Genomic DNA, 21,196 nt, shown 5'->3' on the forward strand with positions numbered 1-21,196 from the left:
ATAATGGATATTTATGTATATTGGGAGATGCTTTTGCATCTCCTTTTATTTTTATCTAGTTTTTATTACTATCTCTGCCTACTAAAATTATACTCTAACAAATGTATACTTTCATAGAATTGCGTACTAAAAAAATACCGCATATTCTTTTTTTGAATAAAGCGGTATTTATATGTCCTATTTATATGGATAGTAATGTGGTATTTTAGATTGGAACTCTTTCAAATTTACAATATAATTCTTATCATTAAATTCAATTAATGACATACCATCAAACTCTCCAATTTTTCTATCATACTTGCATTTAAAATATTATAAATAACTTAACTATAGCTTTTACAAAATACTTATAGTATCTAATAATGCTCGTTTAACTTATTATCTTGAATTTTTTTAACCCCCTCTAATCCTTCTAAAATTTCTTCCCTTGAAAAATTACAATCAAGTAATTTCTTATCACTAAATTTATTAATTAAGCTATAAAAATTTATTGCTATTTCATAACTTTTTTTAGTATTACGAGATTTTATAGCGTCATAAATTATATTTTCAGCCTCATTTATATTTTCTTCCATTAAATATTTTTTCACCATAATTTCTAATAAATCATCATCTGAAAGCTTCATATCATAATTCTCATTTTCTATATCAGTTGCTATAGCATCTTTTCCATCAACAATCGCAACAATCATTTTTCCTATTGCCCTTATAACTCTTTCCATGTAATCTTGTTCAAAATTCACCTAATCCCCTCCAATAGCAATACAATATTAAATCCAATGATTTAAAGTAAATTATACCATAACTCACTAAATTTCCTTGTATAATTTTATAGATTATTCAGTTCAAAATATCTTAGTATTGCGAACAAAAAAATACCGCATATTCTTTTTTTGAATAATACGGTATTTCATGAATTCAAATTTTATCTTTTTGATATAACAAATAATATCATTTTAAATTCTATTATTTATTTTTATGATTACTTCTATAATTAAAAATCATTCCGCTACTTAATATACATAGTGATAAAATAACACCGCCTATTTTTATTGGTGATGTAAAATCTCCATACAAAAATAATCCTGTTAACCCAACTCCAACACCAATCAGCAATGGATAAATGATTTTTTTTACCATATTATCTCTCCTTTCATTATCATTACCAATTAATTATACCATATTTTGTAAACATCTTATTGTTAGATTTTCAAAGATAATTTACTTCGCACTTTCTACATAGCTTGTACTTTCTTAGTATTGTGACGTAAAAAAATACCATATATTCATTTCTAAATAATACGGTATTTTTGAAAACTTATATTTAATTTTATCTTCACAATATTTTAAGATTGCTCATCAAATCTAACTGCTAAATTGGATTTTATAAAACTTTTGATAAAATTATTTCATAAGGTTCTCCAACTGGCGAAAAACCTCCAACTGCGATATATCCTAATTTATTATAAAAATGCTGTGCATATTCGTTAGATGCAGTAGAAGTCATAACATTACTATATCCTAATATTTTCATTTGTTCTTCCCAATATACTACAATCTTTTTACCTAAACCTTTTCCACGATTGTCTTCTAATAAGTAGAGCATATTTAGAAAAGGAGTATTATCCCAAAATAGATTATATCTTAGCCATCCCATAAAATTATCGTCTTTTTCCAAAATATAAACCCTATTTACCCTTATTAAATTTTCTAATTCTTGCTTACCAATATGCTTGTCATAAAAATATAGTGTATCAATATCTTTCATAGTTGCAAATCTAATTTCCATGTGTTTTCCTCTCCAAATTCTAAGTTTGTCTATTAGTTATATTATAACTAACTCACATAATAAAAAAATACCGCATATTCTCTTTTTGAATAATACGGTATTTTCATAATTTAATAATTTATTATTGTTAGATTTACTAAAAACAAATGTACATAATAAGGTATGTTTTTATGGCAATAATCTAGTTCTATCTCTTGGTATTAGAGATGCCTCTCTAACATTTTCTAGTCCTAATAGCCTAGTAGTTAGTCTTTCTAACCCTATAGCTAAACCTCCATGTGGAGGCATTCCATGTTTGAAAGTATCAATATATGATTTATAATTTTCAGGGTCAACCCCCTTATATTTCATATTTGATATTAACATATCATAATCATGAATTCTTTGACCTCCTGTAGTTATCTCAATACCTCTAAATAGTAAATCAAAACTTTTTGTTCCCTTCTCGCCTAAAGGCATAGTGTACATAGGTCTCTTTCTTCTTGGATAATTAGTAACAAATAAAAATTCAGAATTAAGTTCTTCTTTGCAATATTTATATATTTGTTTCTCTGATTCTGGGTCTAAATCACCATCTAAATCAGTTCTATCAAATTTTGTTTTTAGAATCTCTAAAACCTCATTAAAATCTAGTTTAGGAATTTCATTTAATACTTTTGGTAGCTCTATATTTAATAAATCTAAATACTCTTTACCTTCATTTTCTAATTTACCTAAAACATATTTAAGTAACTCTTCTTCAATTTTCATTATGTCATATTCATCTTTAATGAATCCCACTTCCAAGTCTATACTTATATATTCGTTTAAGTGTCTAGATGTATTATGTTCCTCTGCCCTATATGCATGACCTATTTCAAATACCCTTTCAAATCCAGCACCAATCATCATTTGTTTATAAAACTGTGGACTTTGAGCTAAATATGCTTGTTGTTCAAAATAATCAAGTTTAAATACTTCGCTTCCACCTTCAGCACCTTCTGATACTAACTTTGGTGTAAATATCTCTGTAAAATCATTGCTAGATAAATACTCTCTAACTCCATTTACAATTATATTTTGTATTTTAAATATAGAGTTTACTTTATTATGTCTTAGGCTAAGCACTCTATTATTTAGCATAGTATCTAAGTTTATTTCTAGATTTTCCTTATTTATTTCTATAGGAAGTTCATGTTCTACAGAATTTAATAACTCAAATGAATTTATTTGTACTTCAAAATTATTTAATTTATTATTACCTTCTTTTACTATTCCATCAATTGAAATAACTGATTCTAATGTAAGTTTCTCACTATATTTAGAATTATCTAAAATACATTGAACTAATCCAGTTCTATCTCTTAATATTAAAAATGTTATTGCTTTCAATCTTCTTATCCTGTGTATCCACCCCTGTATTTTAACGTCTTTATCTATATATTTATTTAATTCTTTTACTAAAATTCTTTGCATTTATAATACCTCTTTGATTTAATATTTAAAATTAAAAAAGTCCCTTGAACTATTAAAGTTCAAGGGACGACATTATCGTGGTACCACCCTAGATTTATATAAAAATTATGTGCACATTAAAATTTTTATACCTCAAATTAATTTAACGGTTAACCCGTCTTAATCTACTTAGTTTCAATTAAGATTCTCCAGAATGTCTTCAGTATTATCTTTTTTACAGAACTTCCACCAACTCCTGCTCGCTAAAAAAAATAATAATACTTACTTGTTTCTTTCTCAGAATATACTTTATTAAGTTTTATATAATTATTATTTAAAAATATAAAATTGTCAATACATTTTTAAATTATTCTCTAAAGATAAATTTTAGATATAATATTTAGTAGTGTTCACTAAAACAGATCTTTTCTTGAAAAGTCAAAATAACAATAATACATTAAAAAGTTTTATTTATTTCTTTTTGAGTATTTCATTACTATAACACCATCTTCAACAGAGTAATACTCAAGGGTTAAATCTATCTTAGGATTATTTTCAAAGAATAACTTTCTTCCTTTACCTAAAATAGTTGGTATTATTCCTATAACATATTCATCTATAATATCAGCTTTGACAAAGTTATCAACTAAGCCTCCTCCACCAAATAAGAATATGCTTTTGCCTTCGTTTTTTAATTTGCTTATAATTTCACATATATTACCACTTATAAAATGATAGTTTTCATAGTCATCTATCTTCTCAGAAGATGCTATATATACTTCTTTTCCTTGAAAATCCTTATGCATATTTTGATCATAGCAATTTCTACCCATAACCACAACATCAATTTCAGCTAGAAATTTATTATAATCCCATTTATTTTCTGTATTTAGAGTAGAATTACCATCTCCAACTATCCAATCATATCCTCCATTTTCATCTGCTATATATCCATCTAAACTTATAGCTAAATTTAATATTATTTTTCCACTCATATTATTAACTCTCCTTTAAATATTCTTTATCACTGTAGTATTTACAAAAATATAGTTTAAATTTGTTTTATAATTCCACCTTGATACAAAATATATTATAAGTTATAATAACTGACATCTTATGTCATATTAGAAAGGAATTTTATGAAAGCAGATAGATTAATTTCAATACTTATGTTGTTACAAGTACATAAGCAGTTAACAGCAAATGATCTGGCTAAAAGATTAGAGGTATCTGTTAGAACTATTTACAGAGATATTGAATCTTTAAGTTCTTTAGGTATACCTATATTTACAGAGAGAGGTACTAATGGTGGAATAAAACTGTTAGGAGACTACAAAACTACTCTAAGTGGAATAAATAAAGATGAACTCTATTCTTTGTTTATTCCTACAGGTGATAAGGTGTTAGATGATTTAGGAATTGGAAAATTAAAAGATAGTACTATAATTAAGCTTTTAGGAAATTCTTCAAGCTATCAAATGAATGAAATTAAGAATATACAAAATTATATTTTCATCGATATGTACACTTGGGGAGAAAATCCAATAAAAGTAGATACAGCTATTCTTTCTATTCTACAAGAAGGAATATGGAATAGTAAAGTCTTAAATATTGTATATAGAAAGATAAATGAAACTAAAGATGTTATACTAAATCCACTTGGATTAGTGTGTAAAAGAGGTATTTGGTATTTAATAGGCGAAAATAATGAGATTATTAAAACTTATAAAGTCAGTAATATTGAGTCTGCTTTATTGACAGATACATTATTTGATAGACCTAAATATTTTAATTTAGAAAAACACTGGAAGTCTAGTACTAGTAATTTTAAGGCCTCTATTCCAAAGCATACATTTACTTTTAAGGTTAATCCCTCCATTGTAAACAATATTAAAACTAGACAGTTTATTTCCATTAGTAATATTGTAGTTGAAGATGATAATATATATATGGATATAAATTTTGATGCTATATTTCAAGGAATTGAATTTGCATTTGGATATGGTAAAGATATCGAAATAATATATCCTATTGATGCTAGAGCTGAAATTAAGAAAAAATGTTATGAAATAACTAAGTTGTATAGTGATTTATAATTTCACTATACAACTTACCAAAGTTCACAATATATAACAATTGCGAATAAAAAATACCGCATATTCTTTTTTTGAATAATACGGTATTTTTCTCTATTCTATATATAAATTTAACTTCGTAATAATTTAAGAGTGCGACCTTTATTATAGTATAACACTAACTTAATTATCAGATTGAATTCATTATATTAAGCTTGTTACAGAACATCAAACTTAGATGTATATGTTCCTTGATGAAAATACATTTTCCATTTTCCATCAACATACTTCCATATGGAGCTACGATGTGTATATTTTTTATTTTCATTTGTTTCATTATGTTTTATCACTTTGTATATTGCCAACAAATAATCATCTGATAATTGTTCTATTTTGAAGTTTATAATTTGCCAAAACAACTCTTCATCATTTGGTTCTTGAAACACATCCCCATTTTTATAATGATATTCTTTTCCATTACTACAAAACTCGAAAAAATCATCGGCTAATAAATTATTTAATTTTTGTGCTGATTTTCTTACTTCTGATTTTACTAACTCATTTTCCAATTTCAATATATGCTCTTTAATACCATCCACTTTTATCCCCCCTCATATTTTTGCTTACTATTAAATAGTTTAATAAACAATTAACTCGCACAATAAAACAATAATTTTATCTAATCTATAAATTGGAACTTATCACTCAGCTTATTTTAATACATTAACTAGACTAAAATTAAGCTTATATATAATTATTTAAGCGTGAGACAATATTGGAAACATAAGTTTTTTATCTTCAAATATACTATAGTTCTTATTATTAATAAATAATGTAGTATCATCCTCAACTAATAAATTTTTATTGTATAAAGAAGTATCTAGTGGAGTAAATCCTAAAATCACAGTTTTAATATCCTCGTTTATAGTCATATTAAGTATATCCTCTAACTTTGATTTTTTTGTTGTAAATACATCATATACAAGTATTGTATCTCCTTCAAATTTACATATTACAATAGCATCATGCTCTTTAATATAATAAATTTCATCAGACATAAAGTCCGTTAAATAAAACATTATAAGTGAAGGATTATTTATCATACCTATCTTAGAAAAGCATAACGAATTTGATACAATATCAAATATAAATTTTTCTTCTTCTTCATTTTTTATATTTAATTTTTTAATATTTCCCCCATTAATTCTATTAAAATCTTTTAATGTGTATTGGTACTCATTAGTCTTTACAAAGCCAAATTTAGGGTAAAACTCAAGAACACTATCGTTAGCAAATAAATATATCATATCACATTTATTTTCCCATTCTTCTAAAACAATATCTATCAAAGCTTTACTTAATCCTTGATTTCTATAATCCTTATCAGTCATAATAGTTCCAAGCTGAATATATTTTTTCTTCTCACCTAAAACATAAAAATCTATTATGTTCACTGAAACATTAGCTACAACTTTATTATCAAAAGTAAGTGAATATGGTATATATAAGTTACCCCAATAGCCATCCTGATACCACTTTTCAAAATTAAACCCATAAGTTTTTTCAGTTAAATTATTTAAACTCTCTCTTAATTTATCATTGTCTTTATAGTCATATTTTAATTCATATATTTTCCCATTAATATTAATTATGTTATTCATGTCTTTTAATCCCCCATATTTTTATTCTGTGTTAATAATAGTTTATTCCAATTTATAATTTAATTCACCCTCATAAACTTTTACTAAATAAAAATAAGCCTTATTCAGTTAGAATAAAGCTTATTTTTATTTAATCTTTTTTTGTTTTAGTATAATTCTATCTATACTTTTTAAAGACAAAAAATATTTTTCTGCAAGTACTTTTTTGTTGATACCTGCTTTATATTCTTCATAAATTTTTATATTTCTCTTGTTATACTCTTCTTTTATGTTAGTATTTTCTCCCCATTTTTTCTTACTATCACTTTTTTTAGGAATATATATGTATTCTCCATCAACATACTGTTGAATTGCTTCTAATACATCCCTTGGGAAAATGTCACTAGCCTTTTTATAATACATAGCGTTGCAATGCTCCTCCTATTGTTAAACTTATTAGGATTCGCAAAGGCTATTATTTATATCAATTGTAAATGCAATAGCCTCTGCTATGCATTTTTAATAAGTTTCATCATATATACTCCCCCCGTTACTTGATAAATTCTAAATTCTAATTTATCTGCTTTCTTTCTTGCCTTCATAATCTATTACAGAGCCAATCAAAATTCCAAGCAACATTCCAAATCCTGCACTAATACCAATGCTAAATCCTGCATTAAACTTAAAAATCATCCATAAAAGAATTCCTATACAAGCACCAGTAACAAATCCAAGAACTAAAAATATAGTTAGATATTTATATTCATTTATCATCTCATATTTCCTCCTCATCTTATAACTACTTTTATATATTTATCTATTAGTTAAACTATAATTTTGCTATACATTTATATCTGGAACTTGCCCATCATGAGCTAACCATTTACAATCAGTTATCTCCATATTTGTAAATATTGCTTTAAATGATGAATTTTCTGGACTACAAGCATAAATACCAAATTTAATATTACTATTACCCTTCCACATATGAAATACACGCATCTGACTATAATTAATTCCATCAATAGATGATTCTATACAATAATCATCCTCTCTACGACTAAATCTATACCACATAGATTTAATTGATGAATCAATAGCTGTAGTAGCCCAATCAGAGTAACCATTATTCGTAACAACACTTCCTAAATGTTGAAAATCTTCATTTTCATATTCAATAGAACATTTAAACCAATTTTCACTATCTAAATACATAACTACTCCACATTGGTCAAAACGGTGATTGCTTTCAAATTCAGTCTTTACTATAAAAGAAAAGTATTTTTCATCAGTATTAATTTGTAACACTGGAGCATTATCATTCCTAAAATTATAATATGTTCTTTGCCATAAATCAGTATAAGGTTCTGTAATAATTTCTATTTTATTTTCATTAATAAAATAGTTTTTAGGCTCTCTTATCCATTTTAAATCTTTAATATTAAATTTCATATCTTTTCTTTCTCCCTTATAAATTCTAATTTACCTAATAAATATAAATATTTCTATATGATAAAATTATACTATTTGTTTATAACAACCTCAATATTCTATATTTTCATTGCTATTATTCTCTATATAACAATATCCAAGTTCAATACACTCATTCCAACATTTCTTAACATAAATCGAGTAGGAGGTAGATAATTATTTTATCTCCTTCACTACATTCAATTGCATCAGTATATATAAATCTTCTTCATCATCAATCCTCCCTAAAATATAAAAACTTCTATATGCAATCTAATTACACATAGAAGTTTCTTGTAAGTAATATCTTTTATTCAACATATTATTCTTAACTATAATATAAGATTTATTTCGTAATAGATTAAAATTGCGCCTGTAAAACTATTAAAATAACAACACAATCTTATTTATTTAATTTTTCTACCTCATCAGCTTTAAAGTCGAAAAGTTTTCCGCAATCTAGGCACACCTTTGCAGATATGGATGATTCCCTTGGAAACATAAATTTAGAAGATTCTGCTTTAAATATAACTCCATACATATTTGTTATTTTACCACTTTCAATTCTGTCACTACCACAATCTGAACATACCATAGTAATTTCCCCCTTTTAAAATCTCAACTACATATTTGATTTTACCCATTATAAGATATTAAATTTCTTGTGATTACAAGTATTTTTAAATAGTATCCACTATAAATTCCCCTTTATTCTTCTCCATATAATACATTTATTCATTACTTCATATTTTTATTGTACCATATTATTCTATTTTAAATAAATATATCAAGTTACTATTTTACAATAGATTAAATTCTTTACATAAAAACTCTTACCTGTATATTTAAATACAAGTAAGAGTTTTAAATATCATATACTTTTTACACTTACAATTTCAGTAAAACCTCACTTATTTTCACCCTGTGCAAGTTCAGCTAACTAAATCAAAGATTTAGAGCTTCACTTATGATACGCTTCACTATACATTATTCTAATCTAAACCACTAACCAAAATCTTCTGCCCCACATAAATTAAATTCCTATCCTTTATCCCATTAATCTCAACCAATCTCTCAACACTAACTCCATACTTCCTACTTATCCCCCAAAGAGTATCCCCCTTCTGTACCACATGATACTTAGGAAAGCTTGTCCCACCTAGATTCCCTTCAACACCACTAAAACCAATCCCATAAAACCTACATACTCCCCTAAATATAGCATCAGCCATCTTTTCACTATCATACCCATTCATATCCCTAGCAGAATCAACAAATGCACACTCCACAATGATAGCTGGCATAGTTGTGTTATTTATAACATAAAGATTCCTTCTGTCCTTAACTCCCCTATTCCTAAATCCAAGCTTACAAACTTCTTCTAAAATAACCTTACTTAACCTTTCAGATAAAGCATTCTGTTGCCCACCTTTTATACATAAACACTCACTTCCATATCCTCCTGGACAAGCATTATGATGAATAGAAATAAAAATATCCACCTTCCCATAATTAGCAGTTCTACATCTTTTACTTAAGCTATCCCTATGACTACTAGCTGAAGAGGGTAAACATTCCACCACCTTAATTCCTACCCCTTTGAACTTACTAATTAAAGCTCTTCCAACTAATAAATTAAGCTCATCTTCCCTCCTTATTCCTATAGCTCCAACATCACACCTTAAGTTATGGCCAATATCAATTCCAATACAATTTAATTTCATTAAAAACACCTCCAAATGTGATATATGCAAGAACTGCATATATAATAAAAGAGGTGGTATTTATGGATTATAAGTATATAGAAAGCTTAGTTAAATTAGCAAAGGAAAAGGATATTGAAGCCCAAGAGCTTCTTGTTGAAGAATTTAAACCAATAATATATGGACTAACAAAAAAAATCTCTGCTTCTGGATATGAAAGAGAAGATCTTATTATATAATATTTAAGACCTGGAACTGCTTCAGGTCTTTTCTAATTAAAATTTAAAATTCCCAACAACCTTTGTTGTTTCTTCAATGTATTCATCAGTTATCCTATCAATTCTCTCACAAATAGATTTCAAATTGCAGCTCTCACAATCAGAAATAATATTCCAATCTAATAGTGAACAATCCATATCATCATCCAATGTTGAATTTCTTATAGCCAAAGCTATCTCCTTCTTATCGTAGCGATCAAACTCTTCAGCTCTCAATTTAATTTTATCTTCCATGATAAATCCCTCCAAAATTTATTTTCAAATAAAATATATGCATTTTTAGAATTTATCTCATAAAAATCCCTTCAAACCCGCATTTTTACTATAACTTCTTAAGTTCTTTTCTTCTTAAGTTCTTTTCTTCTTAACTTCTTAAGAACTTAAGAACTTATCTTTTTGCATATAAAATTTATAGAAAAACAATTTGGAGGTTTGAGATGTCAAGAAGAAGTTCAACCTGTCACTAAAATAAACTTTACTCCCCATTCCCTGGAAGATAATAGACATAACCCTCAACCAAATGGTATTACCCCTCCTATAGATGGAGAATTTTTTGAAGTCCGTATATCTTATTCCTTTCGAAAATCTACTTTAATAAAACTTAATCAAATTAAAGGTACTAGTTCTGACTACAATATTTATATGAATACTATTATAGATAGTGCTATCTGCTTTTACTATGATCATGTAATAAAAAAAGTTGAGATTAGCCTTTCTCAACTTTTTCTTCTAAACTAACTTTTCAATTGCAGAATTTCATAGTATTGTGACATAAAAAATACCGCATATTCTTTTTTGAATAATACGGTATTTAAACTAATTTAATATTTATATTGTTTAATATCATTCTTCTTTTTCAGTAACTGTTTTAAACTTATAAAGTAATCCTATCAAAACAATTGATAGTCCAAATATTGAGTCTAGAATTAATTCTTTAATATCACTATTCATACCAAAAAATATTCTTATCTCTTCTGAAAACAGTATAATTATCAAACCACAAACTATAAAGGTAATGTTTTTATGTTTCAAAATATATTTCCACATACTTTCCTCCCATCAAATTGTAACCCAATACAATTATAACATATTTTGTAAATACCGTACTATTCAATTTTCAAAGAACACTTATGTCATACTTTCTACATGTTATTAATTATTTTTCTTTTTCTTACTAACTACTACCCCATATCCAATGGCTGTAGAAATACAGATGATTAATGTTATAACTTGCCATGATGACCATCCACCAAACCCCATATACTTTACCTCCTAAAATCTCATTATAAATTATATTTTAATATTCTATTCAAAGTAAAATAACTCTTCAAACTTTTTATCTAATGCAATACAAAGTATCAATGCAAGTCTTGCAGTTGGGTTAAACTGCCCTGTTTCAATAGAACTTATTGTATTACGTGATACTCCTACTAACTTAGCTAAATCATTCTGCGAAAGACCTCTTTCAGCCCTTGCCACTTTTAACCTATTTTTCAATATCAAGCTTTCATCCATAACCTAGTTACCTCAATGTGATAAATATAAATTTTACTGTAAATAATATTGAAGAAATACTTGCTGCTATTGTCGTAATAAGATATACTCCTTTTTTTGTAAAACAAAACTTTCCATAAGCTTCACCAGCCATAAATATCCAAAAAAGCGGAGATATAGCGTAAAACGTCCTAGGATCACCTAAAAACAAATTAAATATAGCAATAAATATAAATAATATTGAAAATGCAATAACTCCTATCTTACGCCCTCGATTCTCTGCATATTCTATACCTTCATCATTATTAGATTGTCGACTTTTTTGTAAAATTTCATCCTTCTTCATAAATCCCCCTTGTAAAGTTTTATATTCATTTTGACAAGTTTTATTGTCAATTGAATTATAATACTTTCATTAGTTATATGTCAATATTTCACTAATAGTCTATAGAAGATAAACTATTGCTATATTAACTCTATTAATAAAATATTAATACCGCATTATTCAATTTTCAAAGACACTTATGTCCTACTTTCCACATAGCTTCTACTTTCTTAGAAGTGCGAACAAAAAATACCACATATTCTCTTTTTGAATAATACGGTATGCCACTCTTATTTTGCAAGCTATTTAGATTGTTCAAATGTTATAGCAACTTTCCCTTCACCAACTATTCCTATTGTTTTTCCAGGTTCGATGTTGCGTAAGTAAAAACGATATTGATATGGTGCCCTAGTTAAAAATTCAATATTCATATCATTATCAAGGATCATAACTTTAGTAGGAGTATCATCAAGTAGTGTTATCCCTATATCAACATTAGTTTTATTATCAAAACTATAAAATCCTGATTTATAAGTGTCTGAAATAACTGGTGTCTTTATTTCACTAGCAATTGTGCTTGCTTTAACACTATTATTTACTTTTAATCTTAATATTCAGTAAAATTAATTGTTTATACAACTTCTAATTTTAATTATTTTATAGCCTATAAACTCATGATAGTAAACTTTGCCTTAATATACAATGTAATATAAAAAAGTTGAGAATAGCATCCTCAACTTTTTATATTACATTGTGAAATTTAAACCTATATTTTTTTTACTATTACCAAATAAAATTATTAAAATAAAACTGTTATCAATTTATCTTTACTATTCACTTCATTCTTATTTGTTTCTATCACATCAAAATATTCATGTGAATTTGTAATAACTACTGGCGTATCTAATACATATCCTTCTGACTCTAGCATATCTTTATCAAATGATACTAGAGTTTGTCCTGCTGTAACATTATCACCTTGTTTTACATAAGCTACAAATCCTATACCATTTAGTTCTACGGTATTTAAACCAACGTGTATTAAAATCTCAACACCACTTTCAGATGTAATTCCTATTGCATGTAATGTTGGAAATAGTGTTGTTATATTTCCATTACAAGGTGAAACTACCTTTCCCTCTTTAGGCTTAATAGCAACACCCTTGCCTAAAAGTCCTTGTGAAAAAGCTTCATCTCTAACTTCTCCTAGTTCTATAACCTCTCCACATAAAGGAGCTAAAATAACTTCCTTATTTGATGTATCTTCAATATTATTAACAGATATGTCTTTCTCCTTCCAGAAAAATAAAGTTAATAGGAACGTAACTAACATAGATACAATAATACAAATAAATGCTGCAATCAATCCCCTAGCATCTCCTGTACTTCCATCAATATAGTTTACTACTCCAAAGATACCCAATCCACCAAAGATATGCATCTTTACATCCATAGCCCCCATGACAGCTCCACCTACTGCTGCACCTATTAAAGAATATATAAAAGGCTTTTTCTTTTTAAGTGTAATCCCGTATATACAACTTTCCGTTACACCACATATTCCTGAAATAATTGAAGATACATAAAGATTTTTCATATTCTTATCTTTATTCTTAAAGTACATAGCAATAACTGCTGCTGTTTGTGCAAATGAAGCACCAAATGTACCAACCATTATTGTATCAAATCCAGCTATAGCAATATTAATTAAAGCAAAGGGTTTTACTACCCAATGCACTCCATAAATAACAAGGAGCTGCCAAGAGAATCCTATTATAGCGCAGACTAAAATAGGTGAAAATTTATAAACTATTGAATATCCATTAATTATAATACCAATTACTAGACTTACTAGTGGTGCAATAACAATTAACCCTATTGGCACAGAAATTAATAATATAAAAAATGGAACAAAAAAAGATTGAAGCATCTCTGGTATAAGCTTCTTTGATACCTTTTCTATCTTTCCAGCTATACAGTTAACAAAAATAATATGTACAACGCTACTTGTATAATCACCTGAAAGAAAAGGTACTCTAAAAAATGTTGTATAGTAATTACTTTCAAAAATAACTCCTAGTACATTATTAGCTGATAAAGCAGCATTCTGTATTGAAGGATAGCATAATATACATCCAATTATCATTCCAACAACAGGTTGTAGATTAAATTTCTTTGCTGATGTATATCCTATTAATACAGGCATGAAGTAAAATACACTATCACCAATGGAGTTTAAAATAATATAGGTTCCATCTGATGTATTATAAAATCCTAAAATAATTAATAGGGCGTTTAGTCCCTTAATCATCCCTGCTGCACATATAGGTCCTATTATTGGTTGAAAGCATCCCGCAATAATATCTACAAATATATTAAATATCCCCTTTGGAGCTTCCTCTTCTTTATTATCAGTTTCACTATTAATTCCAGCAGCTTTGCATATCTCTTCATATACAATAGAAACATGATTACCTATAACTACCTGATACTGTCCTGCACTATGCATAACAGTTACTACTCCATCCATGTCCTTAATTACATCATCATTTGCTTTTCCTTCATCCTTTAACTTAAAGCGAAGCCTTGTAATACAATGACTTAAGCTACTAATATTATCTTTTCCCCCAATGTTTTTTATAATATTCTTAGCTAACTTTTCATACTTTTTCAATTCAATTACCTCCAATTTCTTAAATTTGAAATATGAAGGTTTGGCCAACTTAATGTCACCATCCACATAAAATATTTTAATTGCTATATTTATAAAACATCTGATTAATGTGTATTGTTAAATAAAGCATTTCTTCATCAGATACTTCATATCTATACTTTCTAAGAACAAACTTTTTAACTTTATTAGCACATTTATATGAATTATTGTATCTCTTCTTAATTACTTCAAGTAACTCACTTTCCATGTTCCCTATATAAACTTCCCCTTTTATTAACCTTTGGGCAAAGAATTTTAAATGGCTAATAAATCTATAGTAATATACACTTTCCTCATTTAATTTCATATTGAATTCACTACTTATAACATTGCAAATTTCTTGTATAATTTCTGTAGCATTATATGTATTCTTAATTTCTTCCTGTCCCACTTGAGCATTTATAAAATGTAATGCTATAAAACCTGCTTCATCTTCAGGAAGTCTTACATTAAATTTTTCTTCAATTATATCTAATGCTTTTAATCCTAAAGAAAATTCTTCTTGATAATACCTTTGAATTTCTATTAATAATACATTTTTAATACTAATGCCATCTAAGTATCTCGTTATAGAATGATATATATGATCCACTAAAGAAATATAAATTGAACTGTTTAAATTTATATTTAAATACCCCTTAGCATTATTGATTATTTCTTTTCCAAGCTCAAAATATTCTAAAGGAATACTTTCTATTAATTCTGTAAATCTTTGCTTATTTTCTGTACTTGAGAGTTCGAATACCTTATCTACATTAGAGTTTCTTATTTCATCTCCTACTTTTTTCTTATAGCAAATGCCACATCCCATAACAACTCTCTCATACTTATCCTCAATGATTATTGCAACATTATTATTTAATATCTTACTTATTTTCATATAAACTTCTCCTATAACTTAGCTACAATAATAATCAATAAATAGAGAAGTTGTTAAAAAACAACTTCTCTTACTTTATCTAATGCAGATTTAATTACTTGATCCATATCATAATACCTATACTCACCTAATCTTCCCCCAAATATAACATTTTCTTCAGTTTTAGCTAGCTCCTTATACTTAAGATATAATTCGCTATTTCTACTATTATTTATAGGATAATATGGCTCATCACCTTTATTCCATTCCTTACTATATTCTTTAGTAATAATAGTATTTTGTTGATTTCCGAATTCAAAATGTTTATGTTCAATTATACGAGTATAAGGTGTCTTCACATCTGTATAATTAACTACTGCATTTCCTTGAAAATTTTCAATATCTAAAATCTCATTTTCAAAGTGGACACTCCTATATTGAAGAACCCCTAACTTATATTCAAAATAAGAGTCAATACATCCTGTGTAAATTACTTTATCTGCAATACTATTCCACTTATCCTTATTTTCAAGATAGTCTGTATTTAAAATTACTTCTACTCCATCTATCATTTTTTCAATCATTGAAGTATATCCACCAATTGGTATTCCTTGATAAGTAGCATTAAAATAATTATTATCATAAGTAAATCTTACTGGAAGCCTTTTTATTATAAAGGCTGGGAGTTCATTACAAGGCCTTCCCCATTGCTTTTCAGTATACCCTTTAATAAGCTTTTCATATATATCTTTTCCTACTAAACTAATGGCTTGTTCTTCTAAGTTTTTAGGGTTGTCTACATAATTCTCACTACATTGCTTTCTTATCTTCTCTTTTGCTTCCTCTGGTGTTATAACACCCCACATTTTATTAAATGTATTCATATTAAAAGGAAGATTATAAATTTCTCCGTTATAATTTGCTATAGGACTATTAGTATATCTATTGAATTCAGCAAAGTTATTTACGTAATCCCATACTTCTTTATTGTTAGTATGGAATATATGTGCACCATACTTATGCACATTAATCCCTTCTATTTTATCTGTGTAAACATTACCTGCAATATGGTTACGTTTATCAATTATTAAACATTTCTTTCCACGTTTTTTAGCTTCATGAGCAAAAACTGCTCCATAAAGTCCTGCTCCAACAATTAAAAAATCAAATTTACTACTCATAAATAACCTTTCCTTTAGTTAAATCCAACAATTCTTTGAGATACCTTATATATTCCCACACAAATATTACGTCCAATTATACCTGGTAAGTTAATAAGTTGTCCCATTAATCCATATCTAAGATTACGATATAAAACTATATCTTGTTCTTTTATATAATTCCACAACTCTTTTTTCTTTTTAAAGTTTTCCTTCGTTCCTGAACGTATTAATAAGATGCCAGAGATTGTAGTTACAATTTCAAGATGGCTAAGCATATACCTATAAAGCTTTGGGCTTTCTATTCTTTCTAAATCTACCGCTTCAATCATAAGCTTGTTTACTTTTATCTGTTGATCAATTCTCTTTATCATAACTTTTTCATTAACCGATTGATCTTCTCTTCCAATAAAGTATCTATAAAAATCTACATTTATATAATACATTCTATTTACAAATTCAAGGGGAACATAAACAAATAAATTATCTACATAAAACGTATGCTTTGGAAGTTCCAACTTACAATCTCTTAAAAGCTTTGTTCTGTATATTATTGAATGCATCATTAAGTATTGCCCTTTACGAAGTTTTCCTATATCATCCCAATTAAATACTCTTTCCTCTGGAAATACAGTATCATACTTCATAACCTTCTTAAATTTTGAATTCTCCTTTTCATATACAAAGTTGCTTAAAACCATATCAACAGTTTCTGTATGAGCTACAAATGTTTTTAAAGTATCTAATATCTTTAAATATGCTCTAGTATCTACCCAATCATCACTATCAACTACTTTAAAATATAGTCCTGTTGCATTTCTTATACCTGCATTTACAGCCTCTCCATGTCCACCATTTTCTTGGTGTATTGCTCTTACTATGTTTGGATACATTTTTGCATATTCATCTGCAATCTTCCCTGTATTATCTGATGAGCCATCATTTACTATCAGTATTTCCACCTTGTCTCCCCCTGGTAAAAGTGACTCTATACAATATTTCATATACTCTTGCGAATTATAGCAAGGGACTACTACTGATAATAATTTCATTTTTAACACTACCTTTACTAATCTTTTTTTATTTTTCTTCTGATTCGTTCTTAAATATTATTTTAAATATAGGGAAAAATACCCAGAATGAAATAGCACAATTAATTATCATTGTAATAAAGTCTGCTATTGTTTCTCCTGTTGCTCCTAATCCCCATGTATTCATCAATAAATTATAAATTGGTGCTTTATATAATCCTTGAAGTGCTGCAGCTCCCACTGTTATTATTAAGTATGCAATTACATACCAGAAAGCGGCTTTTCCAAGGTTTCCTTTTGATTTAAATGTTATATTTCTTTGAGCAAAGAAGTTAATAATTTGTGCAATAGCCATTGTTATCTGTACTGCAAGGAAGTAAGCAAGACCTCCTCCACCTCCTGATGCAATAGAACCTGCTGCATAATCAAATACATAATATGCGCTTCCATCAAAGTTATGTCCAACCTGTAATATTTGAAAGCTTGTATTTATCAATGATGTACCTTCAAAAATATTCTTTAATACTGGCATTAACACCATTTGTAAAACTGTTATACCATTACTAAGTATAAAGAATACTAAAAATTGAGCTACACTTGGATGATTCTCACTAAAGTTTGTCCATAAAGTATATACTTTACTCTTTTTTAATTTTTCCATACCTTTATATGCCTCCTCTATTTCTTTTTTATTTGCTTTTTACTTTTTACTAACTTACTTCTTTCCTTTAGGAAGTGAGATAATCCCTTGAAGAAATGACCATTAACTATCATTAACATTCCATCTAGCATAGGCATGTTAATTATACCTCCTGTCATTCTTGCTATTCCTCTAAATGGCATATGATATACAGACATCATAATCATATTTGCCATCTCTCTCTTACCTATCTTCGTTAAGAACTTATGAGCAAAAACTATCATTCTATATGCAAATCTAGCAAATAGCCCTTTGGCATATTGACATTGGGAAACAGTATCATTATATCCAAGATCCCTTGTTCTATCCCATTTTGAATGTGGAACTTTTCTTCCCAATAAAGCTTCAAATTCTTCTAAATTAACATCTGTTATTTTCCCTGAATAATAGGATTGTAATTTTTCTTTATTATAAGGACAATTTGCATCAGTTCCTTCAATTGAAATTGTATCTTCTAGTCTTATATCAATACTTGAAGCACCAATCATTATTTTGTATTCTGCTGATTCAATTTCCCATTTGTTAGTCTTTATATTAAAGTAACGGAATGTTTTGTCATCAAAAGGTATTGTTACTTCCTTTACTTCCCCTGGATTTAAAGCTACTTTAACAAAACCTTTTAATTCTTTTTTAGGCCTAAATATCTCTTTAGAATTACATCCTACATATAATTGAGCAATTTCTTTTCCTGCTACTTCCCCTGTATTTTCAACCTTAAAAGCTACTCCTTCTTTAGTAACTTTCAAATCTGAATACTTAAAACTTGTGTAGCTTAATCCATATCCAAATGGGAAAAGTACGTCCTTATCAGCTGTATCAAAATAACGATATCCTATATAAGGCCCCTCCCTATATTCAACACTGACTTCCTTCCCAGGAAAATACTTATAACTTGGTGTATCTTCATATTTCTTAGGATATGTTTCTGCTAACTTACCTGATGGATTTACTTCACCAGATATAACTCTAAGTACTCCCTTTGCTCCTGCTTGTCCGCTTAGATATGAATGTAATAATCCTTTAACTTTATTTATCCATGGCATTTCTACCGCTGACCCACAAGAAAGTATTACTACAATATTTTTGTTAACTTCATATAAAGAATTTAATAAATCCACTTGATTTTGTGGAATCTTCATATTCTGTCTATCTAGTCCCTCTGCTTCTGTAACCTCATCTAAACCAATATATAAAAGAACAACATCTGCTTCTTTTGCAAGTGCACATGCTTTAACTATCATTTTCTCATTTCTCTTACCATATCTTTCAAATCCAGGCTCGTACCCTATACCTTTTATACCACACTCTTTAATACAATTTAAAGCATTATCTAACTTAGTTGGATTTACAATAGATGAACCTGCCCCTTGATATCTTGCTTCTTTTGCAAAATCACCTATTACTGCAACTTTTTTTCCTTTCCCAATAGGAAGAATATTCCCTTCATTTTTAAGAAGTACTATTGATTCTTCAGCTACCTTTTGAGCCATCTTATGATGATTATCTTTATTCAACTTAACCTCTGCATTATCTATTGCATTGTTAGTTGTAAAAATAAGATCAAGTAATCTATCAACGCATTCATCTAATACTTCTTCTTTTATTTTTCCAGACTTAACTGCTTTAATAATATCCTGATTTGTTTCGCCATCTGTAGTTGGCATCTCTAATTCATTACCTGCAATTAATCCATCCACACGGTCATTACAACCACCCCAGTCAGTTACTACACATCCGTTAAATCCCCATTCATCACGAAGAATTTCTCTCATAAGATGTATATTTTCATTTGTGTAAGTACCATTTAACATATTATAAGAAGACATTACAGTGTTAGTTTTACCTTCTTTAACTGCAATTTCAAATGCTGTTAAATATATTTCCCTAAGAGTTCTTTCATCCACTATTGTATCAATTGTCATTCTTCTTTCTTCTTGGTTATTTACAGCAAAATGTTTAACACAAGCTGAAATTCCATGAGACTGAATTCCTCGTATATATCCAGCTGCCATTTTTCCAGCTAAATATGGATCCTCACTGAAATACTCAAAACTCCTTCCACAAAGTGGATTTCTCTTCATATTTATCCCTGGTCCTAGTAATACATTGACCTTTTGCTCAACTGCTTCAGCACCTAAATATTCTCCAATTTTTTCTGCAAGTTCTTCATTCCAACTGTTTGCTACTGTAGCTGCTGTTGGAAAACATGTTGCTGGATTACTTGGGTTAAGACCTAAATGATCAGCTGCTGCAGTTTGTTTTCTAATACCATGTGGTCCATCTGCAAGGAACATATTTTTTATCCCAAGACGTTCTATTTCTTGAGTTTGCCAAAAGTCTTTACCTGACATTAAGGATGCTTTTTCTTCTAAAGTCATTTTATTAATTAGTACTTTATATTTCATCGATTATCCTCTTATCTTATTTTATTATCTATAATTTATTTTTGAGTTTAATTTCATATTTATTTAAAAGATAGGCTACAAACCTGCTAATTTGTAGCTTATCTTTTCATTGTATTTTTA

The 21,196-nt window shown here is 27.9% G+C and carries 25 protein-coding genes and 1 other annotated feature; of the genes, 2 read left to right on the forward strand and 23 right to left on the reverse strand.

The features are described from left to right. Positions 1-356: 356 nt before the first annotated feature. The 5 genes from KIB46_RS12400 to KIB46_RS12420 form a co-directional block, all read right to left on the reverse strand. Positions 357-743 (reverse strand): DUF6483 family protein, encoded by a 387-nt coding sequence (locus KIB46_RS12400; RefSeq protein WP_156562097.1) that lies wholly within the window; start codon positions 741-743, stop codon positions 357-359. A gap of 223 nt (positions 744-966) precedes the next feature. Beyond that, on the reverse strand, positions 967-1,140 hold the full coding sequence (locus KIB46_RS12405) for a hypothetical protein (protein ID WP_156562102.1): 174 nt from the start codon (positions 1,138-1,140) through the stop codon (positions 967-969). 244 nt (positions 1,141-1,384) lie between these two features. Next, entirely contained in the window at positions 1,385-1,789 is a 405-nt protein-coding gene (locus tag KIB46_RS12410) for a GNAT family N-acetyltransferase (RefSeq protein WP_291672260.1), read from the reverse strand. A gap of 168 nt (positions 1,790-1,957) precedes the next feature. Beyond that, positions 1,958-3,244 carry an aspartate--tRNA(Asn) ligase gene (gene aspS / locus KIB46_RS12415; protein WP_291672262.1) on the reverse strand — a complete coding sequence of 429 codons (1,287 nt, stop codon included), beginning with the start codon at positions 3,242-3,244 and terminating at the stop codon, positions 1,958-1,960. A gap of 59 nt (positions 3,245-3,303) precedes the next feature. Then, positions 3,304-3,531 (reverse strand) — a binding site (T-box leader). Between the two features lie 159 nt (positions 3,532-3,690). Beyond that, on the reverse strand, positions 3,691-4,218 hold the full coding sequence (locus KIB46_RS12420; protein ID WP_291672264.1) for a dihydrofolate reductase family protein: 528 nt from the start codon (positions 4,216-4,218) through the stop codon (positions 3,691-3,693). Between the two features lie 144 nt (positions 4,219-4,362). Between KIB46_RS12420 and KIB46_RS12425 the strand changes: the two genes are divergently transcribed. Beyond that, complete coding sequence (locus tag KIB46_RS12425) at positions 4,363-5,319, forward strand: YafY family protein (protein ID WP_156558945.1); 957 nt, start codon at positions 4,363-4,365, stop codon at positions 5,317-5,319. Between the two features lie 197 nt (positions 5,320-5,516). Here the strand turns inward: KIB46_RS12425 and KIB46_RS12430 are convergent, their stop codons facing one another. The 7 genes from KIB46_RS12430 to KIB46_RS12460 all read right to left on the reverse strand — a co-directional run bounded on the left by KIB46_RS12430 (position 5,517) and on the right by KIB46_RS12460 (position 10,132). Continuing rightward, a complete protein-coding gene (locus KIB46_RS12430; protein WP_291672267.1) occupies positions 5,517-5,897 on the reverse strand; it encodes a DUF4440 domain-containing protein in 381 nt (126 codons plus the stop codon). 159 nt (positions 5,898-6,056) lie between these two features. Further along, positions 6,057-6,959, reverse strand: coding sequence for a GNAT family N-acetyltransferase (locus tag KIB46_RS12435; RefSeq protein ID WP_291672269.1), 903 nt, complete (start codon positions 6,957-6,959; stop codon positions 6,057-6,059). Between the two features lie 126 nt (positions 6,960-7,085). Then, a complete protein-coding gene (locus KIB46_RS12440) occupies positions 7,086-7,361 on the reverse strand; it encodes a CD3324 family protein (RefSeq protein ID WP_156558939.1) in 276 nt (91 codons plus the stop codon). Positions 7,362-7,514: 153 nt separating this feature from the next. Then, a complete protein-coding gene (locus KIB46_RS12445; protein ID WP_291672272.1) occupies positions 7,515-7,712 on the reverse strand; it encodes a hypothetical protein in 198 nt (65 codons plus the stop codon). 66 nt (positions 7,713-7,778) lie between these two features. Then, positions 7,779-8,390 (reverse strand): DUF1349 domain-containing protein, encoded by a 612-nt coding sequence (locus KIB46_RS12450; protein ID WP_291672274.1) that lies wholly within the window; start codon positions 8,388-8,390, stop codon positions 7,779-7,781. Between the two features lie 421 nt (positions 8,391-8,811). Continuing rightward, positions 8,812-9,003 (reverse strand): hypothetical protein, encoded by a 192-nt coding sequence (locus KIB46_RS12455; RefSeq protein ID WP_156558936.1) that lies wholly within the window; start codon positions 9,001-9,003, stop codon positions 8,812-8,814. A gap of 397 nt (positions 9,004-9,400) precedes the next feature. Next, on the reverse strand, positions 9,401-10,132 hold the full coding sequence (locus tag KIB46_RS12460) for an N-acetylmuramoyl-L-alanine amidase (protein ID WP_291672277.1): 732 nt from the start codon (positions 10,130-10,132) through the stop codon (positions 9,401-9,403). A 62-nt stretch (positions 10,133-10,194) separates the two neighbouring features. On the opposite strand from KIB46_RS12460, the gene KIB46_RS12465 reads away from it, so the two are divergent. Further along, positions 10,195-10,350, forward strand: a complete 156-nt coding sequence (locus KIB46_RS12465) for a hypothetical protein (RefSeq protein WP_291672279.1) — start codon at positions 10,195-10,197, stop codon at positions 10,348-10,350. 36 nt (positions 10,351-10,386) lie between these two features. Here the strand turns inward: KIB46_RS12465 and KIB46_RS12470 are convergent, their stop codons facing one another. From KIB46_RS12470 to KIB46_RS12520, 11 genes are all read right to left on the reverse strand, one after another. Further along, positions 10,387-10,626 carry a hypothetical protein gene (locus KIB46_RS12470; protein WP_291672297.1) on the reverse strand — a complete coding sequence of 80 codons (240 nt, stop codon included), beginning with the start codon at positions 10,624-10,626 and terminating at the stop codon, positions 10,387-10,389. 606 nt (positions 10,627-11,232) lie between these two features. Beyond that, positions 11,233-11,436, reverse strand: a complete 204-nt coding sequence (locus KIB46_RS12475) for a hypothetical protein (protein WP_156562149.1) — start codon at positions 11,434-11,436, stop codon at positions 11,233-11,235. Positions 11,437-11,694: 258 nt separating this feature from the next. Continuing rightward, complete coding sequence (locus KIB46_RS12480) at positions 11,695-11,904, reverse strand: helix-turn-helix transcriptional regulator (RefSeq protein WP_156562137.1); 210 nt, start codon at positions 11,902-11,904, stop codon at positions 11,695-11,697. 7 nt (positions 11,905-11,911) lie between these two features. Beyond that, complete coding sequence (locus KIB46_RS12485) at positions 11,912-12,229, reverse strand: DUF6442 family protein (RefSeq protein ID WP_291672282.1); 318 nt, start codon at positions 12,227-12,229, stop codon at positions 11,912-11,914. A 281-nt stretch (positions 12,230-12,510) separates the two neighbouring features. Further along, positions 12,511-12,639 (reverse strand): hypothetical protein, encoded by a 129-nt coding sequence (locus KIB46_RS12490; RefSeq protein WP_291672284.1) that lies wholly within the window; start codon positions 12,637-12,639, stop codon positions 12,511-12,513. Between the two features lie 368 nt (positions 12,640-13,007). Then, a complete protein-coding gene (locus tag KIB46_RS12495) occupies positions 13,008-14,882 on the reverse strand; it encodes a beta-glucoside-specific PTS transporter subunit IIABC (RefSeq protein ID WP_156562106.1) in 1,875 nt (624 codons plus the stop codon). A 76-nt stretch (positions 14,883-14,958) separates the two neighbouring features. Then, the gene (gene licT / locus KIB46_RS12500) at positions 14,959-15,801 is read right to left on the reverse strand and encodes a BglG family transcription antiterminator LicT (protein ID WP_156562107.1); all 843 of its coding nucleotides are present in this window, start codon (positions 15,799-15,801) and stop codon (positions 14,959-14,961) included. Between the two features lie 53 nt (positions 15,802-15,854). Then, positions 15,855-16,961, reverse strand: a complete 1,107-nt coding sequence (gene glf / locus KIB46_RS12505; RefSeq protein WP_156562108.1) for a UDP-galactopyranose mutase — start codon at positions 16,959-16,961, stop codon at positions 15,855-15,857. Between the two features lie 14 nt (positions 16,962-16,975). Beyond that, positions 16,976-17,992: a glycosyltransferase family 2 protein gene (locus KIB46_RS12510; protein WP_156562109.1), complete on the reverse strand. Its 1,017-nt coding sequence runs from the start codon at positions 17,990-17,992 to the stop codon at positions 16,976-16,978. A gap of 28 nt (positions 17,993-18,020) precedes the next feature. Then, positions 18,021-18,632 (reverse strand): hypothetical protein, encoded by a 612-nt coding sequence (locus KIB46_RS12515; RefSeq protein WP_156562111.1) that lies wholly within the window; start codon positions 18,630-18,632, stop codon positions 18,021-18,023. A 17-nt stretch (positions 18,633-18,649) separates the two neighbouring features. Next, the gene (locus tag KIB46_RS12520; RefSeq protein WP_291672290.1) at positions 18,650-21,076 is read right to left on the reverse strand and encodes a glycoside hydrolase family 3 C-terminal domain-containing protein; all 2,427 of its coding nucleotides are present in this window, start codon (positions 21,074-21,076) and stop codon (positions 18,650-18,652) included. Between the last annotated feature and the right edge of the window lie 120 nt (positions 21,077-21,196).

This window comes from Clostridium sp. (assembly GCF_018372875.1).
GTDB lineage: Bacteria > Bacillota > Clostridia > Clostridiales > Clostridiaceae > Clostridium.